Annotated in this window: 27 protein-coding genes and 4 pseudogenes; 23 read left to right on the forward strand and 8 right to left on the reverse strand. The window is 48.9% G+C overall.

What is annotated here, in order from left to right; all coding sequences use genetic code 11:
* Positions 1-84: 84 nt before the first annotated feature.
* The 10 genes and pseudogenes from ACYF68_RS05125 (at position 85) to ACYF68_RS05170 (ending at position 5,593) form a co-directional block, all read left to right on the forward strand.
* A pseudogene (locus ACYF68_RS05125) lies at positions 85-1,822 on the forward strand (ABC transporter ATP-binding protein).
* 15 nt (positions 1,823-1,837) lie between these two features.
* Positions 1,838-2,179 carry a VanZ family protein gene (locus tag ACYF68_RS05130; RefSeq protein ID WP_461045608.1) on the forward strand — a complete coding sequence of 114 codons (342 nt, stop codon included), beginning with the start codon at positions 1,838-1,840 and terminating at the stop codon, positions 2,177-2,179.
* Positions 2,179-2,385, forward strand: coding sequence for a VanZ family protein (locus tag ACYF68_RS05135; protein WP_461047499.1), 207 nt, complete (start codon positions 2,179-2,181; stop codon positions 2,383-2,385). The genes ACYF68_RS05130 and ACYF68_RS05135 overlap by 1 nt, the downstream gene beginning before the upstream one ends.
* A gap of 25 nt (positions 2,386-2,410) precedes the next feature.
* Positions 2,411-2,812: a PH domain-containing protein gene (locus tag ACYF68_RS05140; RefSeq protein WP_461045609.1), complete on the forward strand. Its 402-nt coding sequence runs from the start codon at positions 2,411-2,413 to the stop codon at positions 2,810-2,812.
* 94 nt (positions 2,813-2,906) lie between these two features.
* Positions 2,907-3,137, forward strand: a complete 231-nt coding sequence (locus tag ACYF68_RS05145; RefSeq protein WP_461045610.1) for a hypothetical protein — start codon at positions 2,907-2,909, stop codon at positions 3,135-3,137.
* Positions 3,070-3,828, forward strand: coding sequence for an ABC transporter substrate-binding protein (locus tag ACYF68_RS05150; protein WP_461045611.1), 759 nt, complete (start codon positions 3,070-3,072; stop codon positions 3,826-3,828). Before ACYF68_RS05145 ends, ACYF68_RS05150 begins: the two co-directional genes overlap by 68 nt.
* Positions 3,829-3,856: 28 nt before the next feature.
* Positions 3,857-4,018, forward strand: a complete 162-nt coding sequence (locus tag ACYF68_RS05155) for a hypothetical protein (RefSeq protein WP_461045612.1) — start codon at positions 3,857-3,859, stop codon at positions 4,016-4,018.
* Between the two features lie 65 nt (positions 4,019-4,083).
* Entirely contained in the window at positions 4,084-4,242 is a 159-nt protein-coding gene (locus ACYF68_RS05160) for a hypothetical protein (RefSeq protein ID WP_461045613.1), read from the forward strand.
* Positions 4,218-4,724, forward strand: a complete 507-nt coding sequence (locus tag ACYF68_RS05165) for a peptidoglycan DD-metalloendopeptidase family protein (RefSeq protein WP_461045614.1) — start codon at positions 4,218-4,220, stop codon at positions 4,722-4,724. The genes ACYF68_RS05160 and ACYF68_RS05165 overlap by 25 nt, the downstream gene beginning before the upstream one ends.
* Entirely contained in the window at positions 4,721-5,593 is an 873-nt protein-coding gene (locus tag ACYF68_RS05170) for a DNA-3-methyladenine glycosylase family protein (protein ID WP_461045615.1), read from the forward strand. The genes ACYF68_RS05165 and ACYF68_RS05170 overlap by 4 nt, the downstream gene beginning before the upstream one ends.
* Before the next feature lie 31 nt (positions 5,594-5,624).
* Here ACYF68_RS05170 and ACYF68_RS05175 read toward each other — a convergent pair whose 3' ends face one another.
* Positions 5,625-5,798 (reverse strand): hypothetical protein, encoded by a 174-nt coding sequence (locus tag ACYF68_RS05175; RefSeq protein WP_461045616.1) that lies wholly within the window; start codon positions 5,796-5,798, stop codon positions 5,625-5,627.
* A gap of 97 nt (positions 5,799-5,895) precedes the next feature.
* On the opposite strand from ACYF68_RS05175, the gene ACYF68_RS05180 reads away from it, so the two are divergent.
* Complete coding sequence (locus ACYF68_RS05180) at positions 5,896-6,201, forward strand: thiamine-binding protein (RefSeq protein ID WP_461045617.1); 306 nt, start codon at positions 5,896-5,898, stop codon at positions 6,199-6,201.
* Positions 6,202-6,279: 78 nt separating this feature from the next.
* Here the strand turns inward: ACYF68_RS05180 and ACYF68_RS05185 are convergent, their stop codons facing one another.
* Positions 6,280-6,630 (reverse strand): DUF779 domain-containing protein, encoded by a 351-nt coding sequence (locus tag ACYF68_RS05185; protein WP_461045618.1) that lies wholly within the window; start codon positions 6,628-6,630, stop codon positions 6,280-6,282.
* Positions 6,631-8,151: an acetaldehyde dehydrogenase ExaC gene (gene exaC / locus ACYF68_RS05190; protein ID WP_461045619.1), complete on the reverse strand. Its 1,521-nt coding sequence runs from the start codon at positions 8,149-8,151 to the stop codon at positions 6,631-6,633.
* A gap of 268 nt (positions 8,152-8,419) precedes the next feature.
* Between exaC and ACYF68_RS05195 the strand changes: the two are divergent.
* Positions 8,420-10,092, forward strand: a pseudogene (locus tag ACYF68_RS05195) (BCCT family transporter).
* A 173-nt stretch (positions 10,093-10,265) separates the two neighbouring features.
* Here the strand turns inward: ACYF68_RS05195 and nagA are convergent.
* The gene (nagA, locus tag ACYF68_RS05200) at positions 10,266-11,402 is read right to left on the reverse strand and encodes an N-acetylglucosamine-6-phosphate deacetylase (protein ID WP_461045620.1); all 1,137 of its coding nucleotides are present in this window, start codon (positions 11,400-11,402) and stop codon (positions 10,266-10,268) included.
* A 95-nt stretch (positions 11,403-11,497) separates the two neighbouring features.
* On the opposite strand from nagA, the pseudogene ACYF68_RS05205 reads away from it, so the two are divergent.
* From ACYF68_RS05205 to ACYF68_RS05220, 4 genes and pseudogenes are all read left to right on the forward strand, one after another.
* Positions 11,498-12,049: pseudogene (locus ACYF68_RS05205) on the forward strand (PTS transporter subunit EIIC).
* On the forward strand, positions 12,046-12,771 hold the full coding sequence (locus ACYF68_RS05210) for a PTS transporter subunit EIIC (protein ID WP_461045621.1): 726 nt from the start codon (positions 12,046-12,048) through the stop codon (positions 12,769-12,771). The pseudogene ACYF68_RS05205 and the gene ACYF68_RS05210 overlap by 4 nt, the downstream one beginning before the upstream one ends.
* Positions 12,772-12,862: 91 nt before the next feature.
* Positions 12,863-13,474 (forward strand): iron-containing alcohol dehydrogenase, encoded by a 612-nt coding sequence (locus tag ACYF68_RS05215; RefSeq protein WP_461045622.1) that lies wholly within the window; start codon positions 12,863-12,865, stop codon positions 13,472-13,474.
* The gene (locus ACYF68_RS05220) at positions 13,428-13,976 is read left to right on the forward strand and encodes a dehydroquinate synthase/iron-containing alcohol dehydrogenase family protein (RefSeq protein ID WP_461047501.1); all 549 of its coding nucleotides are present in this window, start codon (positions 13,428-13,430) and stop codon (positions 13,974-13,976) included. The genes ACYF68_RS05215 and ACYF68_RS05220 overlap by 47 nt, the downstream gene beginning before the upstream one ends.
* A gap of 33 nt (positions 13,977-14,009) precedes the next feature.
* On the opposite strand, the gene ACYF68_RS05225 is transcribed toward ACYF68_RS05220, so the two are convergent.
* Both ACYF68_RS05225 and ACYF68_RS05230 read right to left on the reverse strand, forming a co-directional pair.
* Entirely contained in the window at positions 14,010-14,723 is a 714-nt protein-coding gene (locus ACYF68_RS05225; protein WP_461045623.1) for a helix-turn-helix domain-containing protein, read from the reverse strand.
* A 2-nt stretch (positions 14,724-14,725) separates the two neighbouring features.
* On the reverse strand, positions 14,726-14,890 hold the full coding sequence (locus tag ACYF68_RS05230) for a helix-turn-helix domain-containing protein (protein WP_461045624.1): 165 nt from the start codon (positions 14,888-14,890) through the stop codon (positions 14,726-14,728).
* Between the two features lie 108 nt (positions 14,891-14,998).
* Here ACYF68_RS05230 and ACYF68_RS05235 point away from each other — a divergent pair, with 108 nt between their 5' ends.
* The 5 genes from ACYF68_RS05235 to ACYF68_RS05255 all read left to right on the forward strand — a co-directional run bounded on the left by ACYF68_RS05235 (position 14,999) and on the right by ACYF68_RS05255 (position 16,960).
* On the forward strand, positions 14,999-15,178 hold the full coding sequence (locus ACYF68_RS05235; RefSeq protein ID WP_344700614.1) for a hypothetical protein: 180 nt from the start codon (positions 14,999-15,001) through the stop codon (positions 15,176-15,178).
* Between the two features lie 222 nt (positions 15,179-15,400).
* Positions 15,401-15,802, forward strand: coding sequence for a (deoxy)nucleoside triphosphate pyrophosphohydrolase (locus tag ACYF68_RS05240; RefSeq protein WP_461045625.1), 402 nt, complete (start codon positions 15,401-15,403; stop codon positions 15,800-15,802).
* 95 nt (positions 15,803-15,897) lie between these two features.
* Entirely contained in the window at positions 15,898-16,509 is a 612-nt protein-coding gene (locus ACYF68_RS05245; RefSeq protein WP_461045626.1) for a 2-dehydropantoate 2-reductase N-terminal domain-containing protein, read from the forward strand.
* 38 nt (positions 16,510-16,547) lie between these two features.
* Positions 16,548-16,700, forward strand: coding sequence for an NAD/NADP octopine/nopaline dehydrogenase family protein (locus ACYF68_RS05250; RefSeq protein ID WP_461045627.1), 153 nt, complete (start codon positions 16,548-16,550; stop codon positions 16,698-16,700).
* Positions 16,697-16,960 (forward strand): NAD/NADP octopine/nopaline dehydrogenase family protein, encoded by a 264-nt coding sequence (locus ACYF68_RS05255; protein WP_461047504.1) that lies wholly within the window; start codon positions 16,697-16,699, stop codon positions 16,958-16,960. Before ACYF68_RS05250 ends, ACYF68_RS05255 begins: the two co-directional genes overlap by 4 nt.
* A gap of 32 nt (positions 16,961-16,992) precedes the next feature.
* Here the strand turns inward: ACYF68_RS05255 and ACYF68_RS05260 are convergent, their stop codons facing one another.
* Complete coding sequence (locus ACYF68_RS05260; protein WP_461045628.1) at positions 16,993-17,409, reverse strand: DUF2188 domain-containing protein; 417 nt, start codon at positions 17,407-17,409, stop codon at positions 16,993-16,995.
* A 68-nt stretch (positions 17,410-17,477) separates the two neighbouring features.
* Between ACYF68_RS05260 and ACYF68_RS05265 the strand changes: the two are divergent.
* Positions 17,478-17,905 (forward strand): annotated as a pseudogene (locus ACYF68_RS05265) (secondary thiamine-phosphate synthase enzyme YjbQ).
* Between the two features lie 99 nt (positions 17,906-18,004).
* Positions 18,005-18,181, forward strand: coding sequence for a hypothetical protein (locus ACYF68_RS05270; protein ID WP_461045629.1), 177 nt, complete (start codon positions 18,005-18,007; stop codon positions 18,179-18,181).
* A 41-nt stretch (positions 18,182-18,222) separates the two neighbouring features.
* Here ACYF68_RS05270 and ACYF68_RS05275 read toward each other — a convergent pair whose 3' ends face one another.
* The gene (locus ACYF68_RS05275; RefSeq protein ID WP_461045630.1) at positions 18,223-18,981 is read right to left on the reverse strand and encodes a metal ABC transporter solute-binding protein, Zn/Mn family; all 759 of its coding nucleotides are present in this window, start codon (positions 18,979-18,981) and stop codon (positions 18,223-18,225) included.
* Between the last annotated feature and the right edge of the window lie 7 nt (positions 18,982-18,988).

Below are 18,988 nucleotides of genomic sequence, written 5' to 3' on the forward strand. Positions count from 1 at the left end.
TATAAAAATAGTTTATCATAGAGCAAAATGATTTAGTAATATATACTGTAACAGTTGGAAACAATTTGGAAGGATGATTAAAGGATGGCAAAGGAAAATCAGGAAGATCGGGCCACATTCCGTGATTTCACGGCACTCCTCAGGCAGACTGATCTGAACAGGCGGCTTTTCATCGTTGGCATGGTGCTGACTTTGTTCGGTACAATCGGGTCGCTGATCGTGCCGCTACTGACGCAGCAATTCATCGATGGCTACAGCCCGACAAGCATCTCGGGCATGCTGATCGGCATCATCATCGGGGTCTTCTTGATGAGTGCGATACTCGATGGTGTGTCCTACTACATATTGGCATACATCGGGCAGACGATCATCAAGGGGCTCAGGGAACGGGTGTGGCATAAGTTCCTTAAACTGCCGATTCCCTATTTCGACCGCACAAAAAGCGGTGAGTCCGTCAGCAGGGTCGTCAATGACACCGCAATCATAAAAGACTTGATCACCCGCCATTTCCCCAGCTGATCAGCGGCATCATCTCGATCATCGGGGCAGTGGTCATCCTCCTCATACTGGATTGGCGCATGTCACTCATCATGTTCATCGCGGTCCCGATATCCATCGTGATCATACTGCCACTCGGCCGGCGGATGGCCGGATATCAAGGGCGCTGCAGGATGAGACGGCGTCGTTTACAGGACTGATCCAGGAGACTTTGGGTGAGATGCGCCTTGTGAAAGCCTTCAACGGGGAACATTACGAACGTGAAAGGGGAAAGGCGGGCATCAATAGATTGTTCGGCTTCGGCATGAAGGAAGCGAAGATAAACGCTTTCTTGTCACCGGTCATGAGCACTGTCATGATGTTCGTCATCATCCTGATCATTGCATATGGTGGGTTGAGGGTGTCGGAAGGGACGCTTTCAATCGGCACACTTGTTGCGTTTTTGCTGTATCTGTTCCAGATCATCATGCCGATGACGATGTTTGCGATGTTTTTTACCGAATATAATAAGGCGCTTGGGGCAACGGACCGCATCATTACGATACTCGGAATGGAAGAGGAGAAAAATGAGCCTGCTGGTGAGACGCCTGAATTCGGGACACTGATATTTGACAACGTCAGATTTGGATATGACGAATCGACACCGGTGCTTGAGGATGTCAACTTGAGGGCCGAACCGAACCAGAAGGTGGCATTCGTGGGGCCGAGCGGAAGCGGCAAATCAACCATATTTGCACTGATCGAACGGTATTATGATGTCAAAGGCGGCAGCATCAGTATAGACGGGGTGGACATCCGCAATATCCCGCTTTCTGTCCTACGACGCAACATTGGCTATGTGGCACAGGAAAGTGCCATCATCTCCGGGACGATCCGGGATAATATCACCTACGGCCTTGAGGCGAATGAGTATACTGAGGAGGAAGTGGCACTTGCGGTAACCCGTTCCTACTCGGATGAGTTCATCGACCAGCTTGAAGCTGGCCTGGATACCGAGGTCGGGGAGCGCGGCATCTGCCTATCGGGCGGTCAGCGTCAGCGCATCGGCATCGCGCGGGCATTTTTGAAGGATCCCGAACTATTGATGTTGGATGAGGCGACAGCCAGTCTGGATTCCCGTTCCGAGAAGTATGTACAGGAAGCACTGGATGACTTGATGCGGGGCCGGACTGTGCTGGTCATTGCACACAGGTTGTCGACCGTCGTCAACTCAGATAGAATATTTTTCCTTGAAGCGGGGCGCATCACCGGCAGCGGTACCCACCAGGAATTGATGGCATCGCATGATATGTATAAAATTTTTACAGAACAACAATTTGGATGAGAGGGTAGGGAATATATGTCAAAGCTGTTTGAAGCGTTCCAATCGATCATTCCGATATTTATACTGCTCTCGTTCCTGATTGTATTCATAACGCTCTCGATCAACAGAAGGGCTGGACGCAAGCTTGATACCCTTGATAAGCAAGTCCACTACTTGATTTTCATCGGTCTGATGCTGTCGATAATCGGCACCCTGCTGCTGACCCTGCTGCCCAGTTCGAATCCTGAGAAGGTGACGCAGCTCGTGCCGTTCTACAGTATTCTGGATACATTCGAATATGCGGCCGACTATGCCATCATCAACTCGATCGGCATGAACATCCTATTGTTCGTGCCGTTTGGCTTCTTTCTTTTTTGATGATACGCCAGGAGATCATCACTGTACTCTTTGCATTCCTGTTCTCGGCCACTATAGAATTTCTGCAGTATGCCTTACCGATCGGCCGCATCTCCAATGTGGATGATGTCATATTGAATACATTGGGTGGAATCATAGGAATGTTGGTCGGTGTCATTGTCTTAAAATTCGGAATAGTTTATAATAGAGTCAGGAAGGGTAGATGATTATAAACAATCTGGGGGTATGTTTATGCATAACAGACTAAAAGATCTCGATGATATGGCACTCTACGAAGATGAGGTCGTCGGCCCGGAACTGATCGGTACTGTAGAATACGAGAAGGATGGTCACCACTCCTTCCACGGCGGCATCATCCCTACGACGCATAGGCTGTTCATCAAACTGAGGCAGGGAGAAGAAATTGAGACCCATGCTGTCGAATATAAGGACATCACCGGCATCACGACCGAAAACCTGTTGCTGGTCGGCAACATCATCCATATATGGATCGGCAGCGAAATCGTCATCAGCATGAAAAGTGTATCAGATGGCAAGCTGGATAAATTTCTCGACTTCATCTACAGATATAGGGCGAAAAGGCTGAAACTGGATGAAGAGATTTCCGTGAACCAGGAAGAAAACGCAGTGTGACAGGCAAAGGGACTGATCCCTTATGCCTGTCCTTTTGGTTTCCCCTGTAAAATCCATTCATGTATAATGAAAGGGATCAGAGGAAGGATGGAAGATGCATAAGATGAAAACCAGACTATTGCTCATCGTTACGATGCTCCTGGTCTCGGCATGCAGCGGCTTCAGGGAGACAGGCGTCTCGGAAGATGGCGCGACGAGGCAGATTGTGACTGAGCACACCGAAGAGATTGAAGTGCCAGCAAACCCAGAAGCGCGTCGTGCTGCTGCGTGGCGTAGATGTCGGCAACGCGGCACTGTTGGAGGCCGATGTTGTGGGTGTGGGTGATATGGTTGAAGATACATGGCTTGCTGAAGAGAAAATAGATCCTGAAATCATTCTTTTGGAACACGGTGATATTGAAGGGATGAAGGCCGTGGAACCGGATCTGATCATCACCTATGCGCCCGATACGTACATAGAAGACTATCAGGCGATTGCGCCCACTGTGCAGATCAGCTACAGCACATCCATATTCAGCCCTTTCAGGGAGCGCCTTTATCTGACCCAGTTATATAACCTTGGCGTCATCCTGGATAAACAGGAAGAAGCACAAAACATCGGTGATGGATGGCTCGAAGAAATGACGCGCATCCAGCGGAGGGCAGGCGATATGGCGAGCGGTAAAAAGGCGATCGTCCTGACTAAAGAGGCGGATGGGTACATCATCCGTGATGAGTTTTCCGCCTTCGGCACCGAAGCGGTGTATGATGTGCTCGATTTCGGCATGGACGAAACGCTTAAAGAGACGCTCGAGGAGGGGCCGTTGCCGATTGAATTGGATGCGATCGGGGCATATGATACTGACTATATATTCGTCAACGTCAAAGACACGGATGACGAATTGCGTGCAGACATCGCAGAACAGGCGGGCGTCAGCGAATCACAGGTCATCATGCAGGACTACGACACCTACAGGCTCAACGACCTTTCCTCAGTCAAGCACCAGGCTGAAGAGATCATCAAAAAGGTCAAATGAGCAGTGCAGTATTGAAAGGAGATGCATCATGGCAAACCTATCACCCAAAATATTCGGCGATCATTTTTCAGAAGGCAATTTTGAGGCCATATACAACCAGACTGCGGCAGCATTCCAAAACCAGATGAGTATCTGGACACTTTCGTCGCTGCAGCCAATGATTTCCAGGACGGCAGGCAATTCACACTGAATCTACAAAACTCCCTTGAACCCGGCATACGCAGGTACCAATGGCTGGATGAAGCCGAAGAGCGCATGATTACAGTCGCTTTTGACGAGGAGGAAACAATCATCGGCATCCAATTCGATGTGTACGAGAAATATGCAACAGACCGCGAACTGTCGCTCAACGCCTATCATCTGCCGTTCGAATCGGAATGGTTCGTGCTATGGGGCGGAGTGATCTGTTCCTGAACTACCATTATCCATACGCCCACCAACGCTATGCCTACGATTTCATCAGAAAAAAAGAGGGGCGATCCCACAGTGGTGAGGAAGGTGATAATACGGCATACTACGCATTCGGTTCGTCAGTGACGGCGCCGCGCAGTGGCACGGTCATACATGTGACGGATGACGTAGCAGACAATCTGCCAGGTCGCCCAGATATGTCAAAGCCTGAAGGGAATTACATCATTCTCTCCCATGAACATGACGAATACACGATGCTTGCCCATCTCAGAAAACACTCCATCTCAGTAAGGGAAGGCGACCATGTGGAAACGGGTGAGCCCCTTGCTCAATGCGGCAATAGTGGGGCTTCCGATACTCCGCACCTCCATTTCCATGTGATGGATCATGCCGATCCCAACAGGGCAAACGCCATCCGTATCCAATTCGCTGATGGTCAGGAACCGAGGCAGGGAGATACGGTGAAAGGACGGGTCAGACGATGAGGATAGAAGCGAATGGACCCTTCAACTATACGATGACCTATGATTTCATGGCCAAACAGGATGATTGCCTCTATGAAGCGCATGAAGGTAAGCTGAGGCGGGCAGTCCACATTGATGGAAAAGCAGTGCTATTTGAGGTCACATCCCACAGCAAGGACGCGGTTGCTGTGGATATACTCTACAATGAGGGTGCGAAGGAAGGACATATCAGGAAGTATGTAGTTGACTGGCTCGATCTTGATTACGACTTGGAGGCATTTTATCGATTTGCAGCAGCAGATCCGCGATTATCACAGATTATAGGGGAACGCACAGGCTATCGTATGACCTGTAAACCAGACATCATGGAAGCACTCATGTGGGCAGTCCTTGGCCAGCAGATCAACATGGCATTTGCGTATATACTAAAGCGTCGGATAGTGGAACATTTTGGACACCACGTCGAATATGAAGGACGGAAGTATTGGCTGATGCCGACCTCGGAGGAATTGTCGTCGCTTGATCCGGAGACGTTACGAGACATGCAGGTCTCCTATAGGAAGGCGGAGTACCTGGGATTGTGCGCGGCAGGGGTGAAGAATGGCGAGCTGTCAAAAGGGAAGCTCCTTGCCATGGGTGATTATGATGCAGTGTTGAAATATATGACCAGTTTCAAGGGAATCGGTCCGTGGAGTGCCAACACCGTTCTGATGCGTACCCTTAAGTACAGGAACGCCGTGCCAATCGGGGATGCGGGATTACGCAACGCAATCAGACTGACCGATGGATTGGAAGAGCGGCCGGATAAAGCGTATATCATATCGGTCATTGAAGGCTGGGGCGGTTATGGCGCCTATGCGACGCTCTACATGTGGCATATACTATTCTAGACAAAACCCCGCCTTTTTAAGGCGGGGTTTTTCAGGATTCATTGCGCAGTACAAGCACAAGTGAAACCAGAGCGGCTATTATCAGACCGATCAGCATGAAGCCATGCAGCGATGGATCGATGATGCCATCCAAGAACACATAGATGGCGAAGAGGGCGATGATAGTCAAAGTGAAGTTCAACCATTTGAATGTGTTTTTGCTCATATGAAAGCTCCTTCGATATAAACGCGGGTTTCTTTGAAACCCTTTTCTATAATGGTATCATAAAATCGGAACTAAATATTGAAAAGGAGATTACAGGATGAATTATATCATGAGCATACAGTTGCTTCCCCACCACCCACAAAACAGTGATGCGTTCAGTCATATCACAGGTGCAATCGAATTGATCGAAAACAGTGGATTGACCCATTTTATCGGGCCGATGGAAACCACAGTTGAAGGTGGCATCGATGAATTGCTGAATCTGGTCAAAAAACTTAATGGCCATCTCGCTCAAGAAGGCTGCGATACGGTCGTATCGAACATTAAACTGGTCCAGTCGGAAGAGAAGATTGAAATCAAGAACGTTCTTTCCGATTACTATGAATTTGATGATGAAGAGTAATATTCGATGATAAAGAAGGACGAAGGCTTATAAGCCTTCGTCCTTCTTTATTGGATCGACAGATTTGCTTCGTGTCGATCAGGATGATTCTGTACTGTCAATTGGTTCACTCCGGATGTGGAAGCGTACACCGCGCGGCCCTTCGACACTGAACATGCCGCCGATGCCTTCTACGACGTCAAGCGTAAGTCGGGTATGTTTCCAATACTCATACTGCCTATGATGCATATAGAAGGGGACGCCTTCCACTTCACCGAGTTTGACATCCGCGTCGCCGATGATCATGGTGCCTTCCCTAAGGCACATGGGGCTGGAACCGTCGCAGCATCCACCGGATTGGTGGAATATGAGATCTCCGTGCTCTTTCTTCAAATCTCTGATCAGTTCTTTTGCCGCTTCGGTGGCATCTATTGCCTTCAGTTCAGGCATCTAGAAAAATCCTTTTGGTGACTCATCGTAGCTGACGAGCATATTCTTCGTCTGCTGATAATGACTGAGCATCATAAGGTGGTTCTCGCGGCCGATACCGCTCATCTTATAGCCGCCGAACGCAGCGTGCGCAGGATAATCATGATACGTATTCACCCATACGCGTCCCGCCTGGATGCCCCGGCCGAACCTGTAGGCTTTGTTCTGCGAACGTGTCCATACACCGGCGCCAAGGCCGTAGAGCGTGTCGTTCGCAATGGCGAGTGCTTCGTCATCATCTTTATAAGTCGTCACGGCGAGCACGGGACCGAATATTTCTTCCTGGAAGATGCGCATCTTATTGTCACCTTTGAATATGGTAGGTTCGAAATAATAACCGCCGGCAATGTCCCCGTCAACTTCCTTGATGTTGCCGCCAGTCAATACTTCTGCCCCTTCCTTCTTGCCGATGTCGAGGTAGGAACTGATTTTTTCCTTCTGTTCCTTGGAAGTCTGTGCGCCCATCATCGTATTCTCATCAAGCGGGTTGCCGACCTTTATCTGCTCGACACGGCTGATGACCCGCTCCATGAAGGCATCGTATATATCTTCATGGACGATTGCGCGTGAAGGGCAGGTACAGACTTCACCCTGATTCAGGGCGAACATGACGAGGCCTTCAATCGCCTTGTCGAGGAAGTCATCGTCTTCGTCCATAAGGTCTTTGGCGAATATGTTAGGTGATTTACCGCCGAGTTCCAGTGTAACCGGGATGATGTTCTGACTGGCATTCTGCATGATGATGCGGCCAGTCGTCGTTTCCCCTGTAAACGCGAGTTTGTTGACCTTATCGTGTGTCGCAAGCGCCTGACCGGCTTCTGAACCAAAGCCATTGACTACGTTGATGACACCTTTTGGTACGATGTCACTGATCAATTCCATCAGGTGCAGAATGGTGGAAGGTGTCTGTTCTGCCGGCTTCAACACGACACAGTTACCAGCGGCAAGAGCCGGTGCAAGTTTCCAGGATGCCATCAGAAGCGGGAAGTTCCACGGGATGATCTGACCGACTACACCCAGTGGTTCATGGAAATGATAGGCTACCGTATCATTGTCGATTTGGGATATGCCGCCTTCTTGTGCGCGTATCGCACCTGCAAAATATCTGAAGTGATCGACCACGAGAGGCAGGTCGGCATTCAATGTTTCGCGCACTGCCTTACCATTCTCGAAAGTTTCAAGTACCGCCAGTTCCTCCAGGTTCTGTTCTACACGATCTGCTATCCGTAGCAGGATATTGCTCCGTTCCGTAGGGGAGGTCAATCCCCATTCTGCATGCGCCTTATGTGCAGCTTCTACAGCTTTATCGACATCTTCTTTCGTCGAGCGTGGTACTTTGGATACCTTCTCACCAATGACCGGTGATTCATTTTCGAAGTAATCCCCTTTTACAGGCGGTACCCATTCGCCGCCGATGAAGTTTTCATACTGCGTCTTGATTTTGTATTGAGCATCTTTTTTATGTGGAAAATCGAATGCCATTGCCATACCTCCTAGTTTGATATATTGCCATTATATTTTAATATTCAGTATATTGCAATCGCTTACATTATTGGCGGACGTTACGCTCCTATAGGCTTGGATGGTAATGGGAAGACGTAAAATGTCCTGGCACTGCCTGCGGCAGCGCCGTTCAACGCTTATTTGAGGCTGCTGCAAGCGCTTGCTTATCCCTGTGCTTATGTTACTATAAGAAAGTTGGCGGAAAGTACTTATAAAGAGTAATTATAAAATTACACGAGGTGAGGAAATGAAAAAATTTCGTTTGATGGATTGGCCAACGTTTATAGCTTCAATTATTATTCTCTTATCTGTCATAGTCCCGCTGATTGCTTTTCCAAAAGCGAGTGAAGCAATCATCCTGCAGCTTAACGATCTAGTGACTGGCGGGTTGGGCGCAGTCTACCTTGGAATCGGAGTCGCAGCGCTTCTTTTCGTGCTTTACATAGCATTCGGCAAATACGGACAGGTTACGCTTGGCGAAGCAGATGAAAAACCTGAATTTGGAACATTCAGCTGGGCGGCCATGCTTTTCTCAGCTGGTATCGGATCCAGTATCCTCTACTGGGGTGCAATTGAATGGGTCTACTATTATCAGGCTCCACCGTTTCATATTGCCCCGGAAAGTGAAGAAGCGATCAACTATGCAGCCGCATACGGTATCTTCCACTGGGGACCGATTGCGTGGGCGATCTATGTGCTGCCCGCACTTCCAATTGCCTACAGTCTTTACGTTAAAAAGAATCCTATACTCAAAATCAGTCTCACGTGTGAGCCTATTCTTGGGAAGTATACAACACGATGGCCCGGCAAACTGATCGATGTACTCTTCATATTCGGTCTGCTCGGCGGGGCCGGGACGACATTGGGGCTTGGGACGCCAATGATTGCAGCCGGCGTGGAATCCCTGTTTGGAATAGACGGCGGTGGCCTGGTGCTGAGACTCAGCATACTTATCATCGCAACTGTCATCTTTGCAATCAGTTCCTATTCCGGTCTAAAGAGGGGGATCAGGGTACTGAGCGACATGAACTTATGGTTGACGTTCATCCTGCTTGCCTTCATTTTCGTTGTCGGACCAACGATCTTCATCATGGAAACAACCGTCTCAAGTATCGGTCTGATGATGAAAGACTTCTTCCGGATGGCAACTTGGCTTGAACCATTTGGTGGCTTTAAGGGCATAGAAACGACCGATTTCCCTCAAAGCTGGACGGTATTCTATTGGGCATGGTGGCTGGTCTATGGACCATTCATCGGGCTCTTCATCGCAAGGATCTCCAAAGGTCGCCGATTGAAGGAAGTTGTGCTTGGTACAATCCTTTACGGAACGCTTGGGTGTGTACTCTTCTTCGGAATACTGGGGAACTTCGGGCTATGGCTTGAAATTTCCGGTACATTCTCTGTGACGGATGTCCTCAACAACCAAAGTGGGGAAGCGGCAATCATGGCAATCATCGGCCAGCTGCCTTTCGGCAAACTGATGACTTTGATCTTCATCATTACTGCACTGCTCTACTTGGCGACGACATTCGACTCAGGTTCCTATATTCTTGCATCATCCACCCAACAAAGGTTGATGGTGAACCATACAGATGGAACCGCCTGTTCTGGGCATTTGCGTTATCCTTCCTGCCATTTACATTATTGCTGATAGGCGGAGATGATTCATTGAGTCTGTTGCAGACCGCCTCCATCGTTGCAGGTGCGCCACTCATCATAATCTTCATCATGCTGATGGTCTCCTTCCTCAGGACGTTAGGCGAGGATCGCATCAAACTTGAAGCAAGGCGTAGCGCACATAAAGAAAGAGAAAGAAAAACATTGTCCATCACGTACGCAAAACGCGACAATTGGTGGGAATCAGAAAAGCTCCGGAAATATCCGGAGCTTTTTTGTGTGGAGAAGTGTGCACTGAGATGAATGTCTCGTCTAACTCTCGTTGGTTTGGGCGACGAGCGCGAATTGGATGTCTAACTCCCGTTGGTTTGGGCGACGAGCGCGAATTGGATGTCTAACTCCCGTTGGTCCGGGCAACGAACGAGAATTGGGCGTCTAACTCTCGTTGGTCCGCGTGACGAGCGCGAATTGAGACTCTAGCAGTATATTTCACCGTCTATAATGGTGTGCTTCAGATTTGAAGCATCATCGTAGATCACCAGATCGGCGTCGGCGCCTTCTTTTATGACGCCTTTTGATTTGGTCAAGCCGAGTTCAACAGCCGGGTTATAGGCGGTCATCTTAACGATATCCTGCCATGTACATCCAGTGACTTCCCTCATATTCCTGATGGCCTGTTTCATCGTCAATACGCTGCCGGCGAGCGTTCCGTCGGCGAGGCGCGCTTCGCCATCCTTGACGTGGACGTTCTGGCCGCCGAGGTCATATTCGCCATCCGGCAGGCCTTGGGCGCGCATGGCATCTGTAATTATGACGAGCCTGTCTGGTGTGATGATGTCATAGGCCAGTTTCATCATTTCCTTTCTGCAGTGGATGCCATCTGCAATCAGTTCAGTAAAGGCATCCCCCATATAGGCGAAGCCGACGGTACCGGGTTCCCTGTGGTGAAGGCCGCGCATGCCATTATACAGATGGGTGATGTGGCTGAGCCCTTTCGTTTCAGCATCTTTCAATGTGTCGAACAAACCATCCGTATGACCGGCTGAAGGGATGATCGACAAATCTTTCAGTGTCTCTATGAAATCGCCAGGGTCTTCTTCAGGGGCATATGTCATCAGGCGGATCTGATTGCCTGAGAGGGATTGGAGGCGACGTGCCAACGCGTGATCGGGTTTCAGGATATGGGCTGGATCTTGTGCGCCTGGGTGGGCTTTTGAGATGAACGGCCCCTCCAAGTGGATGCCGAGCATTTTTGCCCCTCCCGCGTACGTGTAGCCAGATAAGTTCTCAAGAGCCCGTTCAATGTCTTTGATCGGGGCGGTCATGGTGGTGGCCAGGAACGATGTGGAACCGGTGCTCGGCAGATGGGCTGAAATCTTCTCCAAATAAGCCTCGTCCGCATCCATCGCATCCACGCCATCGGCACCATGTATATGCATCTCGATGCCGCCGGGCAGGACATTGTCCCCTTGTGCATCAAAAACCGTTTCTGCATCCGGGCACTTCTCCATCGGGCCGAACGATTTTATTTTATCATTTTCGATAAGCAGCCAATGATCGCCGAACGTGTCATCATGGGTGACGAGGCGTGCATTTTTTATGAGGCGCTGCATAGTATCATCCTTTCAAAAGATATTTTATATTATTATTATAGTGTATTGAACTTGATCACTTGGCGATCCTGTTTGCAGTGGGGCTTGCCTTTGGCATGTCGAAAGATAAAAACGGGGCGGCGGCACTTGTCGGCCTCGTGTCTTTCCTTGTCGTGACCAACCTGCTGAAGGCAGATTCGATTGCGTTATTGCGCGGTATCGAATTGGAAGAAGTGGGGACCGCATTCGGAGTCATTGAAAACAACGTATTTCTAGGTATCATTACAGGCTTGATCAGTGCGGCTCTATACAACCACTTCAGCGGCACGAAACTGCCTGATTACCTTGCATTCTTCAGTGGGCGCCGTTCGGTGCCGATCATTGCCGTATTCGTCATGATAGTGCTCAGTGGTGTGCTGTACTATGTATGACCGCTGCTCTATAACGGTCTCTTCTCATTCGGGGAATGGATCAGTGGGCTGGGTGCCGTCGGCGCCGGCCTCTACGGCTTCTTCAACAGATTGCTGATTCCGACCGGCCTGCACCACGCATTGAACTCGGTGTTCTGGTTTGATACAGTCGGCATCAACGATATCGGCAACTTCTGGATAATGAAGGTGAGCGGGGCATCACAGGCCGCTACCAGGTCGGCTACTTCCCGATCATGATGTTCGGGCTGCCGGGGGCTGCACTTGCGATGTACCATACGGCTAAGACACAGTTCAAAAAAGCTGCGGGCTCCATTTTGCTTGCGTCTACATTGACGGCATTCCTTACAGGTGTAACGGAACCACTTGAATTTTCCTTCATGTTCCTGGCGCCTTTGCTATACGTCGTGCATGCAGCACTTACAGGACTGTCCCTGTTCATTGCAGCATCGTTTGAATGGACAGCAGGATTTGGTTTCAGTGCCGGGCTGATCGACTTTGTGCTCAGCGCCCAGGTACCCATCGCCAACCAGCCTTATATGCTGATCCTGCAGGGGCTCGTATTCTTTGTCCTGTACTATGTCATCTTCAGGGTGATCATCAAAGCGCTCGATCTTAAGACGCCAGGCCGCGATGATTCGGTGTTGGCTGCGGAAGCTCCGACTGGAGCAGGAGTGGAAGGAGTTGAGGGAGTGGATGAGAAGTCATCTTCCTTCGACGATAAGTACTCTAAAAAAGCAGACCAGATCCTCATCGGACTCGGTGGCAAAGAGAATATCGATACAATTGACTATTGTACGACGCGTCTGCGCATCAATGTTATGGACGAAGCGAAGATAGATGATGCAATCATCAAATCAGCAGGCGCCCACGGCGTCATCAGGCCGGGACGCAACAACGTCCATGTCGTTGTCGGCACCGAAGTCGAACATGTTGCAGAAGAAATGAAGCGTCTCGTATAGAATGCAGGACACCACATGGTGTCCTGTTTTTCGTTTTTTCAGTCTATTGAGGTACAATGGAGGCAGTCAGATAAAATAAAGGAGGATATTCATGTTCACTTTCAGACATCCGGTTGATATCCGTTTCGGCGAAGGCATCATCTCACAGCTTGGTGAGATCGTCTCGGATCTTGAGTACAGCAGGCTCGTTGTGGTGGCGACGCGGTCCAAAGTGAAGAATGGGGTAGCGGAGTTCATCGAGACCGAACTCGGTGAGAAGATTAAAACGGTCATTTCCGATATTGAGGCCAACCCGACCATTGAAAATGTTTCAGAGATTGCAGCAGCACTCTATGCGCATGATGCCCACGCTGTCATCGCTGTCGGTGGCGGTTCAGCAATGGATGCTTCCAAAGCTGCAGCAGCTGCATATATGCAAGGCGTGGAACCCGAGACCATCATCGAGCACACAGATTTTACCCGGGCATTACCAGTCATCGCGATCCCTTCAACAAGCGGTTCAGCTTCTGAAGTCACGGCTTCAAGCATCATCAGCGATAAGTCACAAGGACTGAAGGTACCGCTGATCGGGCCTGGACTTTATCCGAAAGTCGCGCTGGTCGATCCGGAACTGACGCTGACATGTCCACCGAAGGTGACAGCAATTTCAGGGATTGATGTCATCTGTCACGCTTCTGGATCGCCTCGGATCCACGAAACATAACCCGGTCTCCGACACGTTGGCGATACGTGCAGCGAATCTGGCATTTAAAAATCTGCTTGCAGCCTATAACGAGCCTTCGGACAGGGAGGCGCGGACCAACATGTCCCTTGCGAGCATGATGGCAGGGATGGCATTCAGCCAGACGGGGACTTCGGGGTCCCATGCGATGAGTTACTACCTGACCTCCCACTACGATGTCCCCCACGGGGAAGCATGCGCCTTTTCCCTGGATGAATGGTTCAAGGTCAATGCTAAAGCCAACCCACAGCTTCACGACCATGCAAAAGATATCGGCTTTGAGGATGCAGAAGACCTCGCGCGTGCCTTCAATGGGTTGAAGCAGAATCTGGGGCTTGGAATGACGCTTTCGGACTTTGGCATCGATCATGCAGATATCCCTGCAATTGCTGACGAAAGTATGCGGCAGGCGAACATGAAGAATAATATCGCGCAGCTCTCCCGACATGAAATCATTGAAATGCTTGAACAAAAGCAGGCATAGCCTTTGGATTCATATAAAGAAGCGTTGGAATGGTCATTCCAGCGCTTCTATTGCGTTCTTTGCGATTTCGATGGGTTCGGCCATCTTATCCTGTAGATTTTCAAGGAAGAAAGCAGCTTCTGCCTTCGCCAAGTAATGGCGCGCGGATTTCGGCTCGTCCAGTGCCACGTGGATGAGCGCCATCAGATGGTTTGCCTTGCCCTGATAGTAGAGTGAATTGTTCTCTTCTATCCGGATCAGCAGTTTATAGCAGATGTCGACCGCTTCTGCGTAGAAGAAATTGTTGTAGAGGCTGATGGCATAGCCGTAGTAGAGCTGAATGATCATATAGCGGTCCATTTCATTCATATGCCTTGATTCGAGGATGCGGTTGCGGTGCTTATGGTAGAGCATAAGGGCATCTTCGGAGCGATCCGTGATGATGTACAGATCGCCGAGCGTGTTGATGATTTCAAGCTCCAGCATATTGGTGGCCTTCGTTTCTTCGATCAAAGTTGTGAGAATGCGTTCGGAATCTTCAAGACGCCCTTCATTCCTCAGCATGATTGCTTTATATGTATGGAAGAGTCGTTTGTAATTGCGGTATTGAAGATCGAATTCCGATTTGCTATTGATCGTCTCCCGTGCATCTTCAAGCGTCACCTTGAGTAGATCGGCATGCCTGAAATAGACGTATTCACGCATCATATCAAGATAGTGGTCAATCAGGGCGTATTCAGAAGCTTCGTCGATGAAAAGGTCCTGCATGCTTATGCCAAGACGCCGGCACAATCTATGGAGTATGGGGGCGGAGAGTGCTGCGTCCCCCGCTCAAAACGGTAGATGGTGGTCTTGCCGCATATGCCTTCAGCTGCTTCCAGATGGGTGAGGCCCTTCTGCTGACGCATTTCCTTAAAACGGGTGTAGTATTCCATGTTGAGACCCCTTCCTGATGAATTGTTCACAATTTTCCCGGATGTGGATATTGATTGAATATTTGCAATCGTCCATAATGTAGTTATAAACAGATAGGTGGTGAGGGCATGAAAAAGATACTCAGTGCTTTAATATTGAGCACTATGCTACTAGGCTCAACAGCAGTGGTCGATGAACCAACGGCGGAAGCGAGCGTCGTCAAGCACGACCGTGAAGTGATCAGTACTTTGGGAAGAGGATCTGGTTACCTTCCTGATGGACGGCCAGCCCCTATCGATGTTTATTAGGTACTCCCAGTAAGTTCATTTTTCCTTACCCTTAATTGGATACTTCTGCCCTCAAATGCACCCGACCTCTTAACCTTTTCAGGGCAGAAGGTCTTTTTTTTGGCTTTTTGCTCTCGCGTAATGATGATAGGCATAAGAATACCATAAACCATTCCGTAAATCTTGATTTTCCATGCGATGGATCTGTTATAATGATCGCAGAACATATCTTGGAGGATACAGATGAAAAAATATATCAGGGTAGTCGGTGCAGTAATAGTCAACGACAAGGATGAGATATTGTGCGCACAGCGTCCGGAAGGTAAAAATCTGGCGTTGAAGTGGGAATTTCCAGGAGGTAAAATCGAAGAGGGTGAAACGCCCGATGCGGCATTAAAACGTGAATTGATGGAAGAGATGCAGTGTGACATCCTTGTTCGGGATAAAATTGTGACGACGGTCCATGAATATGATTTCGGTGTTGTGGAATTGACTACATATTATGCGGAGCAGCTCTCGGGAGACATCCGACTTCTTGAACACATTGATATGAAATGGCTGCCGAGGACGGCAATCGACTCACTTGATTGGGCACCTGCCGATATACCAGCTATAGAAAAAATAAAGAATGATCAGCCGAAATGACACCCGGGTACACTTCCGGGCTTTTTTGGGTGGCTAAATGATGGAATATTCAGTATAATGTGAATTATAATTCTCTAAGGAGTGTTTCATCTGCAATGAAAGTTTCCATAATCGGTGCGGGGAATGGTGGCATCGTAGCCGCGGCTGACTTGACGTCACGTGGACACGCCGTCACACTGTACCACTCACCATCAGCCATAAAAGATTCGCACACCGACATTACAGAAGGCAAAGTACATTTTAAGGGAAAACCAATCAGGATTAATGCATTCACAAGGGACCCAGAGGAAGCGGTGTCAGGCGCAGAGGTCATCATGACTTGTCTGCCGACCCACATACTTTCTCGCATGTTCGAAGAGATCATGCCATATCTTGAAGATGGCATGATGGTCTTCATCAATGGTGCAAGCGCAATGAGCAGCATGAAGTTATCCAGACAGCTTGCGCGAGCGTATCCGGAGGCGTCTGTCATGGTAGGGGAATCGATGTCATTGACCTATGCTGCGCGGTACGACTACGTGGCGAACGACGCAGACATCATATTGAGGAGCCGCCATAATTTGTTCAGTGCCTACCCTTCGAGCAATACGGAGGCAATGCTCTCGAAGCTGCATATGCTTTACGACTCGCTCGTCCCAGCTGAGAATATACTTGAGACGACACTCAATAATGGCAATCCAGAAGTCATCCGGCCCCTTCCATCCTGAATGCCGGCGTCATCGACAATGATGGCGAAAATTTCTACTTGTACCGTGACGGCGTGACGGAACACACCGTGAAGGTTATAGAAGCGATTGATGAAGAGCGCCAGGAAATATGCAAAGTGCTCGGTTTTGAAGTGCTAGATAAAGCGAGGCGTTCCGAACGGAGCACATATTCGAACCTGGGAAAGCGCTGAAGACGCAATATAACGAAAGTCCGGTCCTTAGAGATCTTGTAGGCCCTACTGCACTCGACAACCGGTATATCGTGGAGGATGTCGGACATGGGCTCGTGCTTTGGAAAAGCATTGCGGAAGCGCTTGATGTCCACACACCGACGATTGATGCAGTTATCCATCTGACTTCACTTATGTTGGAAGTCGACTTCATGCGTGAGGGGACGACGCTTGAAAAGATTGGCCTTGATGCCTCGCGTGACTTGAACCATCAAGTATAAAAATGACCCCGGTCAGTTGACCGGAGCTTCATTTACTCATCTTTATTGTGGATATGTGTGCGGGTCCCACGGTTTTCGGCAATTTCTTTAGCGCGCTGCACAGCGTCATCCTTATTATCATAAGTGTTGCTGGGTTGTTTTGCCCCTTTGGTCTGAACTTTCCATTCGTCGTCTTCATAAAAGACCGAAACGTCATTATCTGCAATCTTGCCACCCTGTGAGTTGGGGTCAGGTTTGTGTTGCGTAATTTTTTTATCCTTTAGTTCATCAAGGTCTTTTTGTGAAGCGTCTTTATACCACTGTTCCGCCTGCTCGGTTCCGATCGGGATGGCACGTTCCTCATCATATCCGTCCTTCAGCATGGCGTTGATGATGTCGATCGCCTTTTTTCTTTCGAGTTCTTTCAAGTTCTTTAAGGAATCCGGGTAGTCATTCATGGTATAAGGCATTTGAATATCCCCTTTCATCGTGTTCTAGTAAGATTATACCCGGAAATAGGAAGGTTAAAGGTGATAATATGCTTTTTACATTTGAAGTCGATACACATGAACGTACGGCATTTGTTAATATTGATGCCTTCGTCTTTGAAGCTTTGGAAAAGAGTGGCGTGCGCTCAGGGATCATGACGGTCTTCACTCCCCATACGACAGCAGGGATCACAATCAATGAGAATGCGGATCCGGATGTTGTGAAGGATCTTGTATACGGGATGGATCTTACCTTCGACAACAAGCCGGCGTATCAGCACTTTGAGGGGAATTCGGATTCCCATATGAAATCGTCGCTGACCGGCGCGAGCGAAACGCTCATAATCGAAAAGGGGAAGTCATTTTCGGAACATGGCAGAGCCTGTATTTTGCAGAGTTCGATGGTCCGAGGGCACGACGGGTCCATATCAAAGTGATTGGTGACCGAGGCACGAAGCGTTCTGGCGAAAAGCGATAATGCGAAGTCTTCAGGTGACCGATCGATGCTTTTCATATGTATTGCTTAAAATATAGTGGAACGGGTACAGTCCAGTAAATCATTTTATGGAGGTTCATCATGGAAGCGATTAAATCATTATTCTCATTCCTCTTCAAGCTTATTGCTGTATTGATTATAGTAGGAGTGATTGGTGTAGCAGTATTGGCATTTTTCCTGAAGCAGGATGTCAAAGAAATAAGGGAGTTCACTGAGAGATTGAAAAAAGAAATTGATGCAGAACCGAATCAAGTATAAAAGCTGGCCCTTGGGCCAGCTTTTTCATTTGGTGCAAGTCATCAATCATTCAACGCCTTATCGATGACTTCTATATTTTTCTGCATGACGGATTGATAGGTGGCGTCTTTTTCATCGCTATCATACAGGACTGAAAGGTTATGGAACTCTAACGGTTCTATGCCCGTCTCATTTTTTACAGTATCGGCAACCTTGGATGTGATGTTCTGTTCATAGAGGATATAAGGCACATCATGCGCTTTGATTTCTTCGACGATCTGGGTCAATTCCTGTTGGGAAAGTTCCTCGTTATTCAAGCCGGAGATGCCCACCTGATTGAAGTGGTACCTGTTGGCGAGATACCCGAGGGATGCGTGGGAAATGTATACCGTATCGCGCTCAGTCTCTTCTGTAACCTTGGTGAACGCATCATGTATGGATTCAAGATCGTCTGCCAACGCTTCATAGTTGTCCCTGTACAATTCTTCCTGATCCGGATTCATCTCGATCAGCTGATCCTGGATGGATTTTGCCATCTCGATCGAAAGCTTCGGATCGAGCCAGATATGCGGGTCGCCCGCTTCTTCATGTGCATGCTCATCATGGTCATGTTCTGTATGGAGATATGCGGACTCCGGAATGCTGTCTGCGGCTGAGAAGAATTCAGTGTGGTCACCGATTGAGCCTTCGATCTTCTTTGAGACGGGATCGAGCGCTTTGGAAGTGTAGATGAAGAGATCCCCTTCAGCATAGTTCAGGATATCCTTCTGCGTGGGTTCATAAGTATGGACGTCAGCACCGGTGGGGTAGATAGATTCCACCTCTACT

The organism is Salinicoccus sp. CNSTN-B1, from assembly GCF_054792835.1.

Excerpts from the sequence above, each read along its gene's own strand:
- ACYF68_RS05245 (WP_461045626.1), top strand. The coding sequence starts at position 15,898 with ATGAAAGTTTCCATAATCGGTGCGGGGAATGGTGGCATCGTAGCCGCG.
- ACYF68_RS05165 (WP_461045614.1), top strand. The coding sequence starts at position 4,218 with ATGGGGCGGAGTGATCTGTTCCTGAACTACCATTATCCATACGCCCAC.
- ACYF68_RS05135 (WP_461047499.1), top strand. The coding sequence starts at position 2,179 with ATGATACGCCAGGAGATCATCACTGTACTCTTTGCATTCCTGTTCTCG.
- ACYF68_RS05230 (WP_461045624.1), bottom strand. The coding sequence starts at position 14,890 with ATGGAATACTACACCCGTTTTAAGGAAATGCGTCAGCAGAAGGGCCTC.
- ACYF68_RS05145 (WP_461045610.1), top strand. The coding sequence starts at position 2,907 with ATGCATAAGATGAAAACCAGACTATTGCTCATCGTTACGATGCTCCTG.
- ACYF68_RS05270 (WP_461045629.1), top strand. The coding sequence starts at position 18,005 with ATGGAAGCGATTAAATCATTATTCTCATTCCTCTTCAAGCTTATTGCT.
- ACYF68_RS05130 (WP_461045608.1), top strand. The coding sequence starts at position 1,838 with ATGTCAAAGCTGTTTGAAGCGTTCCAATCGATCATTCCGATATTTATA.
- ACYF68_RS05160 (WP_461045613.1), top strand. The coding sequence starts at position 4,084 with ATGATTACAGTCGCTTTTGACGAGGAGGAAACAATCATCGGCATCCAA.
- ACYF68_RS05225 (WP_461045623.1), bottom strand. The coding sequence starts at position 14,723 with ATGCAGGACCTTTTCATCGACGAAGCTTCTGAATACGCCCTGATTGAC.
- ACYF68_RS05175 (WP_461045616.1), bottom strand. The coding sequence starts at position 5,798 with ATGAGCAAAAACACATTCAAATGGTTGAACTTCACTTTGACTATCATC.
- nagA (WP_461045620.1), bottom strand. The coding sequence starts at position 11,402 with ATGCAGCGCCTCATAAAAAATGCACGCCTCGTCACCCATGATGACACG.
- ACYF68_RS05170 (WP_461045615.1), top strand. The coding sequence starts at position 4,721 with ATGAGGATAGAAGCGAATGGACCCTTCAACTATACGATGACCTATGAT.
- ACYF68_RS05220 (WP_461047501.1), top strand. The coding sequence starts at position 13,428 with ATGTCATCTGTCACGCTTCTGGATCGCCTCGGATCCACGAAACATAAC.
- ACYF68_RS05235 (WP_344700614.1), top strand. The coding sequence starts at position 14,999 with ATGAAAAAGATACTCAGTGCTTTAATATTGAGCACTATGCTACTAGGC.
- ACYF68_RS05185 (WP_461045618.1), bottom strand. The coding sequence starts at position 6,630 with ATGCCTGAACTGAAGGCAATAGATGCCACCGAAGCGGCAAAAGAACTG.
- ACYF68_RS05180 (WP_461045617.1), top strand. The coding sequence starts at position 5,896 with ATGAATTATATCATGAGCATACAGTTGCTTCCCCACCACCCACAAAAC.
- ACYF68_RS05215 (WP_461045622.1), top strand. The coding sequence starts at position 12,863 with ATGTTCACTTTCAGACATCCGGTTGATATCCGTTTCGGCGAAGGCATC.
- ACYF68_RS05210 (WP_461045621.1), top strand. The coding sequence starts at position 12,046 with ATGATGTTCGGGCTGCCGGGGGCTGCACTTGCGATGTACCATACGGCT.
- exaC (WP_461045619.1), bottom strand. The coding sequence starts at position 8,151 with ATGGCATTCGATTTTCCACATAAAAAAGATGCTCAATACAAAATCAAG.
- ACYF68_RS05155 (WP_461045612.1), top strand. The coding sequence starts at position 3,857 with ATGGCAAACCTATCACCCAAAATATTCGGCGATCATTTTTCAGAAGGC.
- ACYF68_RS05140 (WP_461045609.1), top strand. The coding sequence starts at position 2,411 with ATGCATAACAGACTAAAAGATCTCGATGATATGGCACTCTACGAAGAT.
- ACYF68_RS05240 (WP_461045625.1), top strand. The coding sequence starts at position 15,401 with ATGAAAAAATATATCAGGGTAGTCGGTGCAGTAATAGTCAACGACAAG.
- ACYF68_RS05260 (WP_461045628.1), bottom strand. The coding sequence starts at position 17,409 with ATGCCTTATACCATGAATGACTACCCGGATTCCTTAAAGAACTTGAAA.